The following is a 16164-nucleotide window of genomic DNA, read 5'->3' as shown; positions in this document are numbered from 1 at the left end:
GCGTCCTACACCATCCCTCGACTAAATGCTAGAATCCCCGCCCATCATGCGGTCATTCTTTGAAATTGGCCGAATATCCCTTCAAACAGTGCATCCCATGCTGAAAAAGCTGTTCCAGTCATTCCGTTCCCCTCTGCGCAAGCCGCAGCAACACACGCGTACCACGCCTGAAGTGCTCAGCAGCAGCCAGCATTCGTTGCAACGCAATCAATTCAGTCGCTACGCCGTGAACATCGTCGAGCGTTTGCAGAACGCGGGCTATCAAGCCTATCTGGTCGGCGGCTGTGTGCGTGACCTGATGCTGAACATCGAACCCAAGGATTTCGACGTTGCCACCAGTGCAACGCCAGAACAGGTTCGCGCCGAATTCCGTAACGCCCGCATCATCGGTCGCCGTTTCAAACTGGTTCACATCCACTTTGGTCGTGAAATCATCGAAGTCGCCACCTTCCGCGCCAATCATCCTCAGGCTGACGAGGAAGAAGACAGCAACCAGTCTTCGCGCAACGAGAGCGGCCGCATCCTGCGTGACAACGTTTACGGCACCTTGGAGGAGGACGCACAACGTCGCGACTTCACCATCAACGCGCTGTATTACGATCCGGTCACCGAGCGCGTATTGGACTTCGCTAACGGCGTACACGACATCCGCAATCGCCTGATCCGTCTGATCGGCGATCCGCAGCAGCGATATAAAGAAGACCCCGTGCGCATGTTGCGTGCCGTGCGCTTCGCCGCCAAGCTTGATTTCGGCATCGAGAAACACAGCGCCACGCCGATTCGTCCGCTGGCACCGATGCTGCGCGATATACCGTCTGCGCGTCTGTTCGAAGAAGTACTCAAACTGTTTCTGTCCGGGTATGCCGAGCCGACTTTTGAAATGCTGGTGGACCTGGAGTTGTTCGAACCGTTGTTCCCGGCCAGTAACAAGGCGCTGGAATACAACCCGACCTATACCCACACGTTGATCAGCGATGCGCTCGCCAATACCGATCTACGGGTCAAACAGAACAAACCGGTAACGCCTGCGTTCCTGTTCGCCGCGTTGTTGTGGCCGGCCCTACCCGCTCATGTACTGCGCCTGCAGGAACGCGGCATGCCGCCGATTCCGGCCATGCAGGAGGGGGCGCACGAACTGATCACCGAACAATGCCAGCGCATTGCGATCCCAAAACGCTTTACCCTGCCGATCCGCGAGATTTGGGATATGCAGGAGCGACTGCCACGCCGCTCCGGCAAGCGCGCCGATCTGCTGCTGGACAACCCACGCTTTCGTGCCGGTTATGACTTCTTGCTGCTGCGTGAATCGGCCGGCGAAGAGACCGATGGCCTCGGCGAATGGTGGACCGAGTACCAAGAAGCCAACGACAGCGGCCGTCGCGACATGATTCGCGACCTGGGCAGCAAATCCGAAACCGGTCAGGGCCCGCGTAAGCGTCGTCGCAGCAGTCCCGGCAAACGTAAACGTGCGGGCACCGACGCATCCAGCGCCTCGGGCGAATGATCCAGAGGCGATCAATCATGCAGCGTGTGTACATCGGTTTGGGCAGCAATCTGGCCGATCCAGCCCAGCAACTGCGCGAAGCGATCAAATCTCTCGCGCAACTGCCTCAGACCAGCCTGTCGGATGTGTCTTCTTTTTACGTCAGCGACTCGCTGCTTCCAGGTCAGCCGCGCTACACCAATGCCGTGGCAGCCATTGACACTTCACTGCAACCGCTGGCGCTGCTGGATGCGTTGCAGGCCGTCGAAATCGATCAGGGTCGTGAGCGCCATGAACGCTGGGGGCCACGCACACTGGACCTCGACATCCTGCTGTTCGGTGATTGCGTCATCGACGAGCCTCGGTTGAAAGTCCCGCATTACCACATGCAGGCGCGGGCGTTTGTGCTGTATCCGCTAGCCGAACTGGCTCCAGGGCTGGTACTCGCGGACGGCCGAACCCTTGATCAGTTACTCAAAGGATGCCCGTTTGAAGGGCTGGAACGCCTGCCTGGCTGATCGTGACGCTCCCGCCTGGGGCACACGCATGCCCGAGATGAGGCCCGTTCATCCAACGTCAACAGCGCCTGATACACGGTACTCGTTCGATGATCGGCATGTATCACACACTGACACCCCATCGGTAACATCCACACAAAACCGGCAACACCCGGAATTGACTTCCCGCCCCCTCCTCACGAAGATAAGCGTCCCAAAGCCGGAGTACCGGCCAAAAGGCGCGAAACAGGCCTTTGCAAACATCGCAAAACGACGATGTGCCTGCGTTTTCAGAATGAATCACGCGTTGCTCGCCGCAGTATTCACAGCGCCTGAATGAGGACTTTTTGATGCCAGATATCACCGTTACGTCGCTGCAGGCTTTAAAGCACAAAGGTGAAAAAATCACCATGCTCACCTGCTACGACGCGACCTTTGCCCATGCCGCCAGCCAAGCTGGCGTAGAAGTGCTGCTGGTCGGCGACTCGCTGGGCATGGTCCTGCAGGGTCACGACAGCACCCTTCCGGTTACTACCGCTGACATGGCTTACCACGTTGCCGCCGTCAAACGCGGCAATCAAGGCGCGTTGATCCTCGCCGACCTTCCCTTCATGGCCTACGCCACCACCGAGCAGACCTTCGCCAACAGCGCAGCGTTGATGCAAGCCGGTGCGCACATGGTCAAGCTCGAGGGTGCGGCATGGCTGGCGGAGTCCATTCGCCTGCTGGCAGAGCGTGGGATTCCGGTGTGCGTTCACATGGGCCTGACGCCGCAATCGGTCAATGTCCTCGGAGGTTATAAGGTGCAAGGCCGCCTCGAAACTCAAGCGCGGCAAATGCGTGCCGACGCAATTACCCTGGAGCAGGCTGGCGCGGCGATGATTCTGCTGGAGTGCGTGCCGAGTGAACTGGCCGTCGAAATCACCCACGCCGTGAAGATTCCAGTCATCGGCATTGGTGCGGGCAGCGGCACCGATGGTCAGGTCCTTGTGCTGCACGACATGCTCGGCCTGTCGATCACAGGCCGCGTGCCCAAGTTCGTGAAGAACTTCATGGTGGGCCAACCTGACATTCAGTCTGCGCTGCTGGCCTACGTCGCCGCAGTCAAAGACGTCAGCTTCCCGGCCACCGAACACGGATTCTCGGCATGAACACAGTAAAAACCGTCCGCGAACTGCGCGCTGCTATCGCACTGGCTCGCAGTGAAGGTAAACGTATCGCCCTGGTGCCTACCATGGGCAACCTGCACAGCGGTCACGTCGCACTGGTGACAAAGGCCGCTCAGCGTGCCGACTTCGTGGTCGCAAGCATTTTCGTCAACCCGCTGCAATTCGGCCCCAATGAAGACCTGGCCAGCTATCCGCGCACCTTGGCCGCCGATCAGGAGAAACTCCTGCAGGCCGGTTGCCACCTGTTATTCACGCCAACCGTCGAGGAGATGTACCCGCACGGCATGGCTGATCAGACTATCGTGCGCGTGCCGGTGGTGTCCGAAGGGCTTTGTGGCGGCAGTCGCCCTGGGCATTTCGATGGCGTTTCGACGGTGGTCAGCAAGCTGTTCAATATGGTTCAGCCTGACATCGCGATATTCGGCCAAAAAGACTTCCAGCAGCTAGCGGTGATCAGCGCGCTGGTCCGTGATCTGAACATGCCGATCCAGATCATCGGCGAGCCGACTGTGCGCGATGCTGAGGGTCTGGCGCTGTCGTCGCGCAATGGTTATCTGAGCGAAGCCCAACGCGCCGCTGCCCCGGCGCTGTATCAGGTCATCAAGGTGATCGCCGAGGCCATCGGCAACGGTGAAAAAGACCTTGAGCAGTTACTGGTCAAGGGTAAGCGTGATCTACACGCAGCGGGTTTTCGCCCGGACTATCTGGAAATCCGTCACGCCGTCACCCTGCGACCATCCACCCCAGAAGATCACGATCTGGTGATTCTCGGTGCTGCCTGGCTCGGCACCACCCGTCTCATCGACAATCTGCACCTGATCAAGGAATAAGCCCCTAATGCACGCCATCATGCTAAAAGCCAAGCTGCACCGCGCCCAAGTAACGCATGCAGTGCTGGACTACGAAGGCTCCTGCGCAATCGACGGCGAATGGCTGGACCTGTCGGGCATCCGCGAGTATGAGCAGATTCAAATCTATAACGTTGACAACGGCGAGCGATTCACCACCTATGCTATTCGCGGAGAAGAAGGCTCTCGCATGATTTCGGTGAACGGCGCAGCAGCGCACAAGGCGAAAGTCGGTGATCGGGTGATCATCTGTGCCTATGCTCACTACTCCGAAGCCGAGCTGGTCAACTTCAAACCGCGCATGTTGTATATGGCGCCGGGCAATGAACTTAGCCACACCAGCAATGCCATACCGGTACAGTTCGCCTGAAATACAACGGTACCCTGTTAGAAAAAGTACCGAGCCAAGTTAAAACAAGGCGCAGACAGCGGCGCTGTCCGAAGCTTAGTATCCGTTACGAAGATTCGAGTCTGTGTTCAAACCTGGCTTTTGTGTCCAAAAGGCAGTTCAAGTACAAGGAAAACCGCAGCGATGGCGTACTACCGCACTCCTCACGACGTCACGACCCTGCCCGCCTGGCAGGCACTGAATCAACACCGCAAAGCCATGCAAAATTTCAGCATGCGCGAGGCGTTCAATGCAGATCCGCAACGTTTTAGCGAATTTACCCTCAGCAGTTGCGGCTTGTTCCTCGATTATTCGAAAAACCTGATTACCCCTGAAACTCGCACATTGCTGGTCAATCTGGCCAACGAAGTGGGCTTGAAGGACGCGATCAAAGCGCAGTATGACGGCGAACTGGTGAACGCATCGGAAGGTCGCCCGGCGCTGCATACCGCGCTGCGCCGCCCAGTCGGCGACAAGCTGCTGGTCAACGGCACCAACGTGATGCCGGAAGTACACAAAGTGCTCAATCAGATTACTGATTTGGTTGGGCGCATTCACGACGGCCTGTGGCGCGGTTACACCGAAAAGCCGATCACCGACGTGGTCAACATCGGTATCGGCGGTTCGTTTCTCGGCCCTGAGCTGGTGTCTGAAGCGCTGTTGTCCTACGCGCAGAAAGGCGTTCGCTGTCACTACCTGGCGAACATCGACGGCAGTGAGTTCCATGAGCTAACCATGAAGCTGCGCGCCGAGACGACGCTGTTCATCGTCTCGTCCAAATCCTTCAACACCCTCGAAACCCTCAAGAATGCCCAGGCTGCACGCGCATGGTATCTGGCGCAGGGTGGCTCGGAAGCTGAGCTGTATCGTCATTTCATCGCCGTATCGAGCAATAACGCGGCGGCGGTAGCATTTGGCATTCGCGAAGAAAACATCTTCCCAATGTGGGATTGGGTCGGCGGTCGTTACTCGCTGTGGTCGGCTATCGGTTTGCCCATCGCCCTGGCAATCGGCATGTCCAACTTCAAGGAGCTGTTGTCCGGCGCCTACACCATGGACCAGCATTTCCAGAGCGCCTCGTTCGAGCAAAACATGCCGGTGCTGCTGGCGTTGCTTGGCGTCTGGTACGGCAACTTCTGGGGAGCGCAAAGCCACGCGATCCTGCCGTACGACCACTACCTGCGCAACATCACCAAACACTTGCAGCAGTTGGACATGGAATCCAACGGCAAGAGCGTTCGCCAGGACGGTACGCCGGTCAACACTGACACCGGCCCGGTCATCTGGGGGGGCGTCGGCTGCAACGGGCAGCACGCGTACCATCAACTGCTGCACCAAGGCACTCAACTGATCCCGGCCGACTTCATCGTGCCAATTGTCAGCTTTAACCCGGTTGCCGACCATCACCAGTGGTTGTACGCCAACTGCCTGTCACAAAGCCAGGCGCTGATGTTGGGCAAGACCCGCGCGGAGGCTGAAGCCGAGCTGCGTGACAAGGGCATTCCCGAGGAAGAAGTGCAGCGTATTGCGCCCCATAAAGTCATCCCAGGCAACCGCCCGAGCAATACCCTTGTGGTCGAGCGCATCAGCCCGCGTCGCCTTGGCGCACTGGTAGCGATGTACGAACACAAGGTCTTTGTGCAAAGCGTGATCTGGGGCACCAACGCCTTCGATCAGTGGGGCGTGGAGCTGGGTAAGGAGCTGGGCAAAGGCGTGTACTCACGCCTCACCGGTGGCAACGAAGAGCCAGCGGAAGATCCGTCGACTCAAGGTCTGATCAACTACTTCCGTGGTCGTCACCGCGGCTGATCCAGCCTCAAGCAATCTCCTCGAAACCCGCGGTCTCGCAAGAGGCTGCGGGTTTTGCGCGATGGGTCTATGGCAATTGCTTCACTGCCGGTCTTGGGCAGCACTCGACTTTATTGTCGGGCGCAATTTGTGGTGGGGTTCGCTCACTCCAAAGGACTTGCGACGTTACCCGCAGCGCAGGGTAATTTACTCTTCGATCTCAGGCAGCACAGTGGGATCAAGGTCGATTGTGTGCTGGCTGGGGTTTCGCTCACAGATGAAACGATCATCGCGCGGGCCTTCCTTCGGGCCGACATGGCGCAACTGCATGTTTGAGCCACACCAGGGGCATACCGCCATGAAACGGCTGACATACAACCCGCCTTGATCACCCATTTCCAGGTAGTACCCGGCCCCCAAAAAATGCTCAAACTTGCGCCTGCGCAAAACTGCCACCGTCACGACCGCGATCATCGCGATAATGAAAGAGAACATAAACAAAGGCGGCCAGGAGCCAGATTTGCCTGAAAGCGGAAAAAGGGTGAAATAAAGTCCGACCAGACTGGCGAGCCCGGTGATAACGCCAAATGCCGAGACGCGCTCGCTTTTCAGGCCGCGCCCACCCAATGACGGATGCCGCTGAATGTTCATCTGTTCGGGCGTAAATGTCGGCCGTTGGTTGTGACTGATGTTTAGGCTGGCGCCTCTGAAATCGCCGACACCGACGTTGAGGCTGTTATCGCCGTTTTGCGTGCCATGATTTTCGGTGGACAAAAGCGGTCTCCTATTGGCCTCGGACGGCAAAAATGGAAGGCGATTATTCAAGCCACTCCATGCCGCGGCTATCAGCCGAATCTCGAAATCCTGTGGGAGCTGTCGTCATCTTTTGTCATACATTGCGCAAAGTTATCTGCCCCGGAGGATTGGCATCTGAACCCTGCAGTTTCCTACTACTCTGATGGGATGTTGTGCTCAAAAGAATAAGGAGACGCCATGTTCAATCTCAGCGATTTCCCACAAGCCGATGCCGTGAGCAAGGCGGCTCAACTGAACGCTGACGATTACACTCGCCTGTACCGGCAATCGGTTGAGCAACCTGACGTGTTCTGGGCCGAACAAGCCAACACGTTTCTCGATTGGTTCTCGCCCTGGGATCAGGTTCAGCAGTCCAACATCAAGACCGGTGAAGCTCAGTGGTTCAAGGGCGGTAAGCTCAACGTCAGTTACAACTGCATCGACCGCCATTTGAAGGATCGCGGCGAGCAAGTGGCGATTATCTGGGAGGGAGACCATCCTTCCGAGTCTGCTGAGATCACCTACAAAAAACTCCATCACAACGTCTCGCGCCTCGCCAACGTACTGAAGAGCCGGGGCGTGAAGAAAGGCGATCGCGTCTGCATCTACATGCCAATGGTGCCCGAGGCGGCGTACGCGATGCTGGCCTGTACGCGTATCGGTGCAGTGCATTCGGTGGTATTTGGCGGGTTCTCGCCGGATGCCTTGCGTGACCGGATTCTCGACGCCGACTGCCATACCGTTATTACGGCCGACGAGGGTGTGCGCGGCGGCAAGTATGTACCGCTCAAACAGAACGTCGACAAGGCGCTACAAAGCTGCCCGGACGTAAGCACTGTTTTGGTGGTGCAACGCACCGAGGGCGAGGTCAATTGGGTGGAGGATCGGGACATCTGGTATCACGAAGCCCTGCATGGCATCAGCAGTGACTGCCCGCCGGAGCCGATGGATGCCGAGGACCCACTGTTTATCCTCTACACCTCCGGCAGCACTGGTAAACCCAAAGGCGTATTACACACCACTGGCGGTTACTTGCTGCAAGCGGCCATGACTCACAAATACGTGTTCGATTATCGCGACGGCGAGATTTTCTGGTGTACGGCCGATGTGGGTTGGGTCACAGGCCACAGTTACATCGTTTACGGCCCGCTGGCGAACGGCGCGACCACACTGATTTTCGAAGGCGTGCCAAATTATCCGAACAGTTCGCGCTTCTGGCAGGTGATCGACAAGCACCACGTCAACATTTTCTATACCGCACCGACTGCGTTACGCGCGCTAATGCGCGAAGGACCAAAACCGCTGCAGAGCACATCGAGGGAAAGTCTGCGTTTACTCGGCACCGTTGGTGAACCGATTAACCCTGAAGCGTGGGAATGGTATTTCCACCAGGTAGGCAAAGAGCGTTGCCCCATCGTCGATACGTGGTGGCAGACCGAAACCGGCGGCATCATGCTGACCCCTCTGATCAGCACCCATCCGCTGAAACCCGGCTGCGCAACTCAACCGATGTTTGGCGTGCAACCGGTGTTGCTGGACGAAAAAGGCAAAGAACTCGAAGGTCCTGCTCGCGGACTGTTGGCGATCAAGGCCAGTTGGCCGGGCCAGATCCGCGCCGTGTATGGCGACCAGAAGCGCATGCTCGAAACCTACTTCAAGCCCTATCCCGGTTATTACTTTACGGGGGACGGCGCACGGCGCGATGAAGACGGCCATTACTGGATCACCGGGCGCGTGGACGACGTAATCAATGTGTCTGGTCACCGGATCGGCACCGCCGAGGTGGAAAGTGCGCTGGTGCTGCACGACAGCATTGCCGAGGCGGCAGTGGTGGGTTATCCGCATGACATCAAGGGCATCGGCATTTATGCGTTCGTCACGGTGATGGACGGCGTCGAGCCGAGCGAGGCATTGAAACAAGAACTGCTCGCGCACGTCAGCAAGGAGATCGGCAGTTTTGCCAAACCGGAACTCATTCAATGGGCGCCCGCACTGCCAAAAACCCGCTCGGGCAAGATCATGCGCCGCATATTGCGCAAGATCGCCTGCAACGAGCTAGACAGCCTTGGGGATATTTCGACGCTAGCGGATTCGAGTGTGGTCGAAGGATTGATCGAGAGGCGGTTGAACCGATGAGTGACTGTCAGCGCCGAACTCTTCCTATTTCGTCCGAAGAAACGTTGCGTTGTAGGCGCTGCATCAAGCCGCCAAGCTGATGACGCAGTGCCTGCAAACAGCCAGGCCAGAAAGTCCAGGCGCACTGAGGCCATCGGCGGCCACACGACTCAGCATCCGGGCTGAGATTGATCACGGCGAACAAGGCGCCATAAACACTTTGGCCGCTCTCTGCGTCATGCGTTTTAGTCGACTGCGGTTGTTAGGATATTTCTTATATATATAAAGAAAAGTCCCACATTACTTTCCACTCAGCTCTGCTACCCCGTGCGTGCGCACCCGCCTTATCTGTCGCCAAAGTCGCAATGTGGCACGAGATCAAAGTAAACGTCGTACTCCCATGGCGGCTGATCAAGCGCGACAGCGTTCGTGACATTAGCCGCGGCCGACCCAGCCACTCAAACGCACCAACCATCAATATTCCAAAAGCTGATATCCGCCTTCTAAAGAGCCGACACGGCCTGAGCAACACTCACTTTTGTCGCTGAGAAACAAAAAGTGACACATTTTTGATACAGAAATTAACTTCGTATTTGCCTCGATCACGCAGCGATCTGTACCAAAATCGGACAAAAACAACACTCTCCTAAAATACTAGAAATAGTTTGAAATATTTTTACTAAGCAAGAAGCACAATTTGTGCTGGCTGCTAGTCTGTGATCTCACCGCCCCAGAAACAGCTTGTAACCAACGATTTTTCGCCGGGATTTTAACGGTAAAAACTGGCCTGAAGCTCCGTCGCTGGCCTCGACGAGTGGTCGATTTAGTCCCGTTTTCCACCGACAACTGGGGAGGGGTGACGTGAAGCCAGGGATTAGCGGGGTGGCCTGTGCCTCGTTAAAAAACCCTAAGACCATTGATGACATGCCCGGCATTTTCTTCGCAACGAAGGCTGCTCAGCTTCGGCAGCGACACCCAGACGTTGTGTCGCGGGCTTGCCAAACATAACTGCACGGACGCTTGACTGCAGGTTCTTACCGAGGAAGCACCATGCCCTACACAACATTTTCCGAGGCGAAGATCAAAAGCCTGATTGACGCCATTGAGAACGACGGTTATGCGGTTCTGCCTGACTGGGCAAGCTGCGACCAGCTTGAGGCACTGCAAACACTGGTGGCCAAATCCGTGGCCACGGCAGGTAACAACTATGTGGCGTTGTCCGGCAACGAGGCAGGCGCCGGGACGCCCCTTCATGAGTGGGCCAACTCACGGGATTTCATTGAACTGTGTCGGCGCATCGTCTCAAGTGCGATGGGGCAACAGTCCACCGAGCTGGCCTTGCATCAGACCTTGCGTTGCCTCACTGGCGACGGAGGACGCCGCGAGTCGTTGATCTTCCATTACGACTCATACGTTCTGACCACGATCATCCCAGTGTGCATGCCGCAGGAAGGCGAGACCGGGGATTTGCTGATGCTGCCCAATCGGCGTCCGCTACGCCGCAACTACGTGCTGAACCTGCTGGACAAGCTGTTAGTGGATAACCGTTGGGTGCAGCGTCGGCTGATCAGGCGCTTCGCCAGCCAATCCGAAGCATTCACGCGAATTCGAATGCTGCCCGGCCATCTCTATATGTTCTGGGGTTACCGCTCGCTACACGCCAACCTGCCTGTCGCCCATGACGCGCTGCGCGCCACAGCGGTGTTCCACTATCACAACGTGCACGGCAACAGCTCGCTGGCCGGCCGGGTGCGGCGTTCGCTGAGTGGATTCAAGCCACCGCAACAACAGACGGACGCGACTCAGTCTTGATCCGCCGCCATCCCAAGCAGTGAGCTTACTTGCAGTCAAAGGGCCTTCCGAGCCGACTTAGGTGCCTGGAAAAACCCATATCGCGAGCAAGTTCACTCTCATTTTCAACGTACTGACCGAGAAACATTTTCCCTAAAAACAAGAAATAACCTTATATCACTTAGTTTCCTTAATAAATTAATCGCATAAATATACTTCTATATTTAGAAGAAAAAGTGATTATCCGCCTGATGATTTATATCTTTATGATCTGAGCCACAAAAGCCTAAACAGGAGTTCAGACATGGCGATTCAGATCAAACCCGTGGCCGGTAGAATCGGTGCAGAGTTGAGCGACATCCAGTTGTCCGGCGATATTTCTGCAGAAGATTTCGATTTCATTAACGCAGCACTGCTGAAACACAAAGTCCTGTTCTTTCGTGAACAGTTCCTCAGCGACGAACAACACGAAAGCTTCTCCCGTCGCTTCGGCGATCAAGTGCCGCATCCAACCGTACGCTCGGCCGAGCACAGCAACGCGATCCTGCATTTGGACGCCAAAGAAACGCGCGCCAACTCGTGGCACACCGATGTCACCTTCGTTGCCAACTATCCGAAGATCTCAATCCTGCGCGGCGTAGTGATCCCACCTTATGGCGGCGATACCGTCTGGGCTAATACCGCGTCCGCTTACGCAGACCTGCCAGAGCCGCTGAAACTGCTGGCCGATAACCTGCGTGCCTTGCACACCAATCTTTATGACTATGCCGCACCGCGCAATACCAACGACGCAGGGCTGAAAAGATACCGCGAACAGTTCACCGCGCAAGTCTATGAAACCGAGCACCCACTGGTGCGTGTACACCCGCAAACAGGCGAAAGAAGCCTGCTGCTGGGGCACTTCGTCAAACACATTCAGGGCCTGAGCAGCAATGATTCGAAACTGCTGATTCGCCTGTTCCACGACCGGATCACTCATGTCGACAACACGGTGCGCTGGCGCTGGCAGGCCGGTGACGTAGTGATCTGGGACAACCGCGCCACGCAGCATATTGCGATCAACGACTACGGCGATGCCGAGCGCATCGTACGCCGCACGACGGTCGCCGGAGACATACCGTTCGGGGTTGACGGTCGCTCCAGCCGGGCGATCAAACCGACGCCTGAAACCCTCTCGCCAAAAACCGAAGCCGACAAGAAACACCTGGCTGCCTGACCCCTCTTTATTTCACTTTTCACAGGAAGGAACCGTCATGGCACAGGCCAAGCGAACACCGTTATTCAGCAAAAAAAGCGTGGCGACCGCACTGGCAGCGTTGCTGATGATTCCCTTGGCCGAGGCCGATGTGTTGCGCATTGGTGTCGCCAGTGCCGGCGGTGGCGATCCCGTTACCTTTAGCGGCTCGCCGCTGGGCATCGTGCGCAACCAGCAGCTATTGGAAAAAGCCTTCGCCGGAACCGGTACCGAGGTGCAGTGGTTCTTCTTCAAAGGCGCGGGTCCTGCGGTCAACGAGGCACTATCGAACCAGCAACTGGACTTCGCTTACGAGGGTGACTTGCCGCAGGTGGTCGGACGCGCCAACGGGCTGGACACCAAGCTGCTAGCCGCCATCGGTGTGCGTTCCAATGTTTATCTGGCGGTTCCCAAAGGCTCAGACATCAAGACCATCGAGGACCTCAAGGGCAAGACCGTCGCGGTGTTCCGTGGCACTAACGGGCATTTGGTGTCGATCAATCTGCTGGCCGATCACGGACTCAGCGAGCGCGATCTGAAAGTGATCAACCTGGACAGCGGCAGCAGCCAGGCCGCACTGGTATCCAAAGGTGTCGATGCCGCATTCGGCGGCCGCGAGCTGTTCAAACTGCGCGATCAGGGCCTGGTCGACATCATCTTCGACAACCCGAGCAATAACGTGCGCTATACCCGTCAAACGGCCTTGGTGGTGCGGGGACCTTACGAGAAAGAGCACCCGGATAACGTACAGAAAGTGATCGATACGCTGGTCGACGCAGCGAAATGGGAGTCTGAGGAAAGCAACCGCGACGCCGTGCTCAATGAGTGGGCCAAGACCAACGAACCCGTGGCGTCGTTGAATGCCGACTTCTCCCACATCACTTTGCGCGACAGCGCCTCGCCGCTGGTGGACGAGTTCCTGCGCTCGCGCTATCAGGCGGTCGCCGATCAAGCGAAGGAAGAAAAAATGATCCGCCGCCCCGTGAGTGTCGACGGCTGGTTCGAAACTCGCTATCTGGAAACCGCACTGAAAAACAAAGGCCTTGAACATTACTGGACGGCTTATGGGCCTGACGGTAAACAACCGGCCAGCAACAACACCGCATCGGCGACGCCGTTGAAGAACGGAGGCTAATGCCATGGTCAGGGCAAACGCATCAGCGCTCGACAGGGGCAAAACCGCGCCCCCGCAAAAAGCCACGGTCGAACGTCTCCCCGCGTTCCCTGCCCGTTCACCACGACGGGTGCAGGTCAAGACAAAAACCCATGGCCTTTGGCGCGAACGACTGAGTAACGGCGCGCTGCCTTGGCTTGTGCCACTGGCGCTTTTAGGTGTTTGGTATCTGGGCACCGAACGTGGCTGGTTGTCTGAACAAGTGCTGCCGCCCCCCGCTTTCGTCTATCAGACCCTGACCGACCTGATCACCAGCGGCGATTTGTGGATGAACGCTTCGGCCAGCTTGCAGCGGGTGCTGGTCGGATTTGTGCTCGGTGCGGGGCTGGGCATAACGCTGGGCCTGGCGATGGGTCTGTCGAAAACCGTCGAGGATTACCTACTGCCGACCTTCAATGCGCTGGTGCAAATCCCCGTTCTTGGCTGGCTGCCGTTTGCGCTGCTGCTGTTCGGTATTGGTGAACCGCTCAAATACGTGCTGATCGCTCATTCGGCATTGATTCCCGTGACGCTGTGTACCCTGCAAGCATTCCGTCAGGCCCCTAAAGGGCTGCTGGAAGTCGGCAGTGCCTATGGTTTTAGTCGTCGACAAATTGTCACCGACATCGTTATCCCATCGGCGATTCCGCCGATTTTCACCGGCTTGCGCCTGGGTTTTACCAAAGCCTGGCTGTCGCTGGTGGTGGTGGAGTTACTGGCGTCCAGCGAGGGCCTGGGTTATCTGATTGCCTATGGAAGACAGCTGTTCCAGTTGGATCTGGTGATGGCTGCAGTGGTAGTGGTTGGCGCAGTCGGCTTGCTGATCGATCGCGGCTTCGATGTGGTCGAACGGCGCCTGAATAAAGGGCGCGCAGTGACGCTGGGGAGGCTGCAATGACCGCTCTCGCCTCCCCTTATAACGCAAGCCGCAAACGCTATCGCGGCTGGGTGTTACCCATCGTCGGTGTCGCTATTTGGTGGCTGGCGGCGAATCAGGGCTGGAGCACGTCGGGGCTTTTGGTCTCCCCGCAAAAGGTGCTCGAAACCGCTTGGGCGCAAGTGGCCTCCGGGCAGTTTTGGCGGGCCATTGCTTCGAGTCTGGCACGCAACCTCAGCGGCTTCTTCATCGGGACAGGATTGGGCCTGGTGCTCGGTTGCCTACTGGGTTTCTCGCGATTGTTCGAGCGCTTGGTCGGGCCAAGCTTCAATACCTTCAAACAGATTTCTCTGTTTGCGTGGATTCCGCTGATTTCGGTGTGGTTCGGGCTGGGCGACGTCGCCAAGGTAGTCTTTCTGTCACTGGCGGCGCTGGTGCCGGTGGTGGTCAACACATGCGATGGCATTCGCAACGTACCGCGCAATTTGTTGGAAGTGGCACGCGTCTACCGCTTCAGCCGCTGGCAGACCGTAATCGGCGTGATGCTGCCGGCCGCACTGCCGTCGATTTTCACCGGTATTTATTTGGGGTTGGTGTATTCGTGGCTGGCGACCATCGGTGCCGAGTATTTGTTGGTATCGGGTGAGGGCATCGGCAACACGCTGATCGATGGCAGCGAGCATTTCATGATGGATTTGGTGTTGTTCGGGATGGTGATCATCGGCCTGGTCGGTTGGGCGCTGAACGCACTGGCGCGCAAGGTCGAACGTCGCATTCAGCGTCTGTATGGCATTACGCCGCGCTAATCATTTTCAGGAAGGGACAGCAACATGCTCAATGCACTCAACCAAGCCACCCGCCATTCACCCAACAAGAATGGGCTGCGGCTGGAAAACATCAGCAAACACTTTCAGTCGGCAGCGGGCGACGACACACAATTACAGGTGCTGGATAACGTCCAGTTGGACATCGAGCCCGGAGAGTTCATCACCATCGTTGGCGCCAGTGGCTGTGGGAAATCAACCTTGCTGCGGCTGATTCTAGGTTTGGACGAGGACTATGACGGTCGCATTTTGCTCAATGACTTGCCGATTCACGGCACGGAGCTGGAGCGCGGCATAGTGTTTCAAGACCACCGTTTATTTCCCTGGCTGACCGTGCAACAGAACGTCGCGGTCGGCTTGAAGAACGCGCCACTGAACGCCGCTGAAAAACGCGAAGCGGTGTCCGAACATATCCAGCTGGTGGGGCTGCAGGACTTCACCGAGTCTTATCCGCATCAGATCTCCGGCGGCATGGCGCAACGTGTGGCCATCGCCCGGGGCCTGGTCAACCGGCCCAGCGTATTGTTACTCGATGAGCCATTCGGTGCGCTTGACGCCCTGACTCGTACCCGCCTGCAACGTGAGCTGCAAAACATTTGGCAGCAGGAAAAAATCACCATGGTGCATGTCACCCATGATGTGGATGAGGCGGTGTATCTGGGTGATCGAGTGGTAGTCATGCAACCCAATCCGGGGCGGATTCGTCGCATTGTCGACATCGACCTGCCCCGCCCGAGAAACCGTAGCGACGCGCGGTTTATTGCGTTGAGAGACGACGTGCTGAGTGATTTTGCCGAGTTGTCTTGACCAGACGACTCGGTCATCTGTCGATACCCTGTTCCCGTTCAAGCTTTCAGCAGGTGTTTTTCGCTGAAAAGCGTGGCCGTATAAAATGCATCACCGCTGCGAATGGCGCATGTCTTCAACGTGGCAGTTAACCCGTTGTAGGAGCGAACTTGTTCGCGAGGCGGCGTTTCTGGCGCACCGTGTTGCTCGCCTCGCCAACAAGTTGGCTCCTACAGACTGAAGGATCAAGGGGGACTGATTTATTTACATCGCCTCACCGTAAATTAATCTGTCCCCGGGCGCACCGCTGCTCATCCGTCACGACACGCCATTGGCAAATATTCAACGTGGCGCTTGATCCGTTGTAGGAGTGAACTTGTTCGCGAGGCGGTGTCTCAGGCGCACCCCGTTGGTCC

Annotated in this window: 14 protein-coding genes; 13 read left to right on the top strand and 1 reads right to left on the bottom strand. The window is 57.2% G+C overall.

All coding sequences use genetic code 11. The annotated features are described in order from the left end of the window. Window positions 1–97 precede the first annotated feature (97 nt). The 6 genes from VGC62_RS19535 (at window position 98) to pgi (ending at window position 6194) form a co-directional block, all read left to right on the top strand. Window positions 98–1504 carry a polynucleotide adenylyltransferase PcnB gene (locus VGC62_RS19535; RefSeq protein WP_331188728.1) on the top strand — a complete coding sequence of 469 codons (1407 nt, stop codon included), beginning with the start codon at window positions 98–100 and terminating at the stop codon, window positions 1502–1504. 17 nt (window positions 1505–1521) lie between these two features. Next, window positions 1522–2001 (top strand): 2-amino-4-hydroxy-6-hydroxymethyldihydropteridine diphosphokinase, encoded by a 480-nt coding sequence (gene folK / locus VGC62_RS19530; RefSeq protein WP_331188727.1) that lies wholly within the window; start codon window positions 1522–1524, stop codon window positions 1999–2001. A 329-nt stretch (window positions 2002–2330) separates the two neighbouring features. Further along, window positions 2331–3131 (top strand): 3-methyl-2-oxobutanoate hydroxymethyltransferase, encoded by an 801-nt coding sequence (panB, locus tag VGC62_RS19525; protein WP_331188726.1) that lies wholly within the window; start codon window positions 2331–2333, stop codon window positions 3129–3131. Next, the gene (gene panC / locus VGC62_RS19520) at window positions 3128–3979 is read left to right on the top strand and encodes a pantoate--beta-alanine ligase (protein WP_331188725.1); all 852 of its coding nucleotides are present in this window, start codon (window positions 3128–3130) and stop codon (window positions 3977–3979) included. Before panB ends, panC begins: the two co-directional genes overlap by 4 nt. A 7-nt stretch (window positions 3980–3986) precedes the next feature. After that, window positions 3987–4367, top strand: coding sequence for an aspartate 1-decarboxylase (panD, locus tag VGC62_RS19515; RefSeq protein WP_331188724.1), 381 nt, complete (start codon window positions 3987–3989; stop codon window positions 4365–4367). A gap of 162 nt (window positions 4368–4529) precedes the next feature. Further along, window positions 4530–6194: a glucose-6-phosphate isomerase gene (gene pgi / locus VGC62_RS19510; RefSeq protein ID WP_331188723.1), complete on the top strand. Its 1665-nt coding sequence runs from the start codon at window positions 4530–4532 to the stop codon at window positions 6192–6194. Between the two features lie 186 nt (window positions 6195–6380). On the opposite strand, the gene VGC62_RS19505 is transcribed toward pgi, so the two are convergent. Next, complete coding sequence (locus VGC62_RS19505) at window positions 6381–6947, bottom strand: hypothetical protein (RefSeq protein ID WP_331188722.1); 567 nt, start codon at window positions 6945–6947, stop codon at window positions 6381–6383. Between the two features lie 219 nt (window positions 6948–7166). Between VGC62_RS19505 and acs the strand changes: the two genes are divergently transcribed. From acs to VGC62_RS19470, 7 genes are all read left to right on the top strand, one after another. Next, complete coding sequence (gene acs, locus VGC62_RS19500) at window positions 7167–9104, top strand: acetate--CoA ligase (RefSeq protein ID WP_331188721.1); 1938 nt, start codon at window positions 7167–7169, stop codon at window positions 9102–9104. A 1029-nt stretch (window positions 9105–10133) separates the two neighbouring features. Beyond that, on the top strand, window positions 10134–10895 hold the full coding sequence (locus VGC62_RS19495; RefSeq protein ID WP_331188720.1) for a hypothetical protein: 762 nt from the start codon (window positions 10134–10136) through the stop codon (window positions 10893–10895). Between the two features lie 283 nt (window positions 10896–11178). Beyond that, on the top strand, window positions 11179–12090 hold the full coding sequence (locus VGC62_RS19490) for a TauD/TfdA family dioxygenase (RefSeq protein WP_331188719.1): 912 nt from the start codon (window positions 11179–11181) through the stop codon (window positions 12088–12090). 37 nt (window positions 12091–12127) lie between these two features. Then, entirely contained in the window at window positions 12128–13243 is a 1116-nt protein-coding gene (locus VGC62_RS19485) for an ABC transporter substrate-binding protein (protein WP_331188718.1), read from the top strand. 4 nt (window positions 13244–13247) lie between these two features. Continuing rightward, window positions 13248–14159: an ABC transporter permease gene (locus VGC62_RS19480; RefSeq protein WP_331188717.1), complete on the top strand. Its 912-nt coding sequence runs from the start codon at window positions 13248–13250 to the stop codon at window positions 14157–14159. Next, entirely contained in the window at window positions 14156–14944 is a 789-nt protein-coding gene (locus VGC62_RS19475) for an ABC transporter permease (RefSeq protein WP_331188716.1), read from the top strand. Before VGC62_RS19480 ends, VGC62_RS19475 begins: the two co-directional genes overlap by 4 nt. Window positions 14945–14968: 24 nt before the next feature. Continuing rightward, window positions 14969–15769, top strand: a complete 801-nt coding sequence (locus VGC62_RS19470) for an ABC transporter ATP-binding protein (RefSeq protein ID WP_331188715.1) — start codon at window positions 14969–14971, stop codon at window positions 15767–15769. The last annotated feature ends 395 nt before the right edge of the window (window positions 15770–16164 follow it).

Source organism: Pseudomonas sp. (assembly GCF_036404235.1).
Taxonomy (GTDB): domain Bacteria; phylum Pseudomonadota; class Gammaproteobacteria; order Pseudomonadales; family Pseudomonadaceae; genus Aquipseudomonas.
This window is presented reverse-complemented; position numbering and strand designations above follow the sequence as displayed.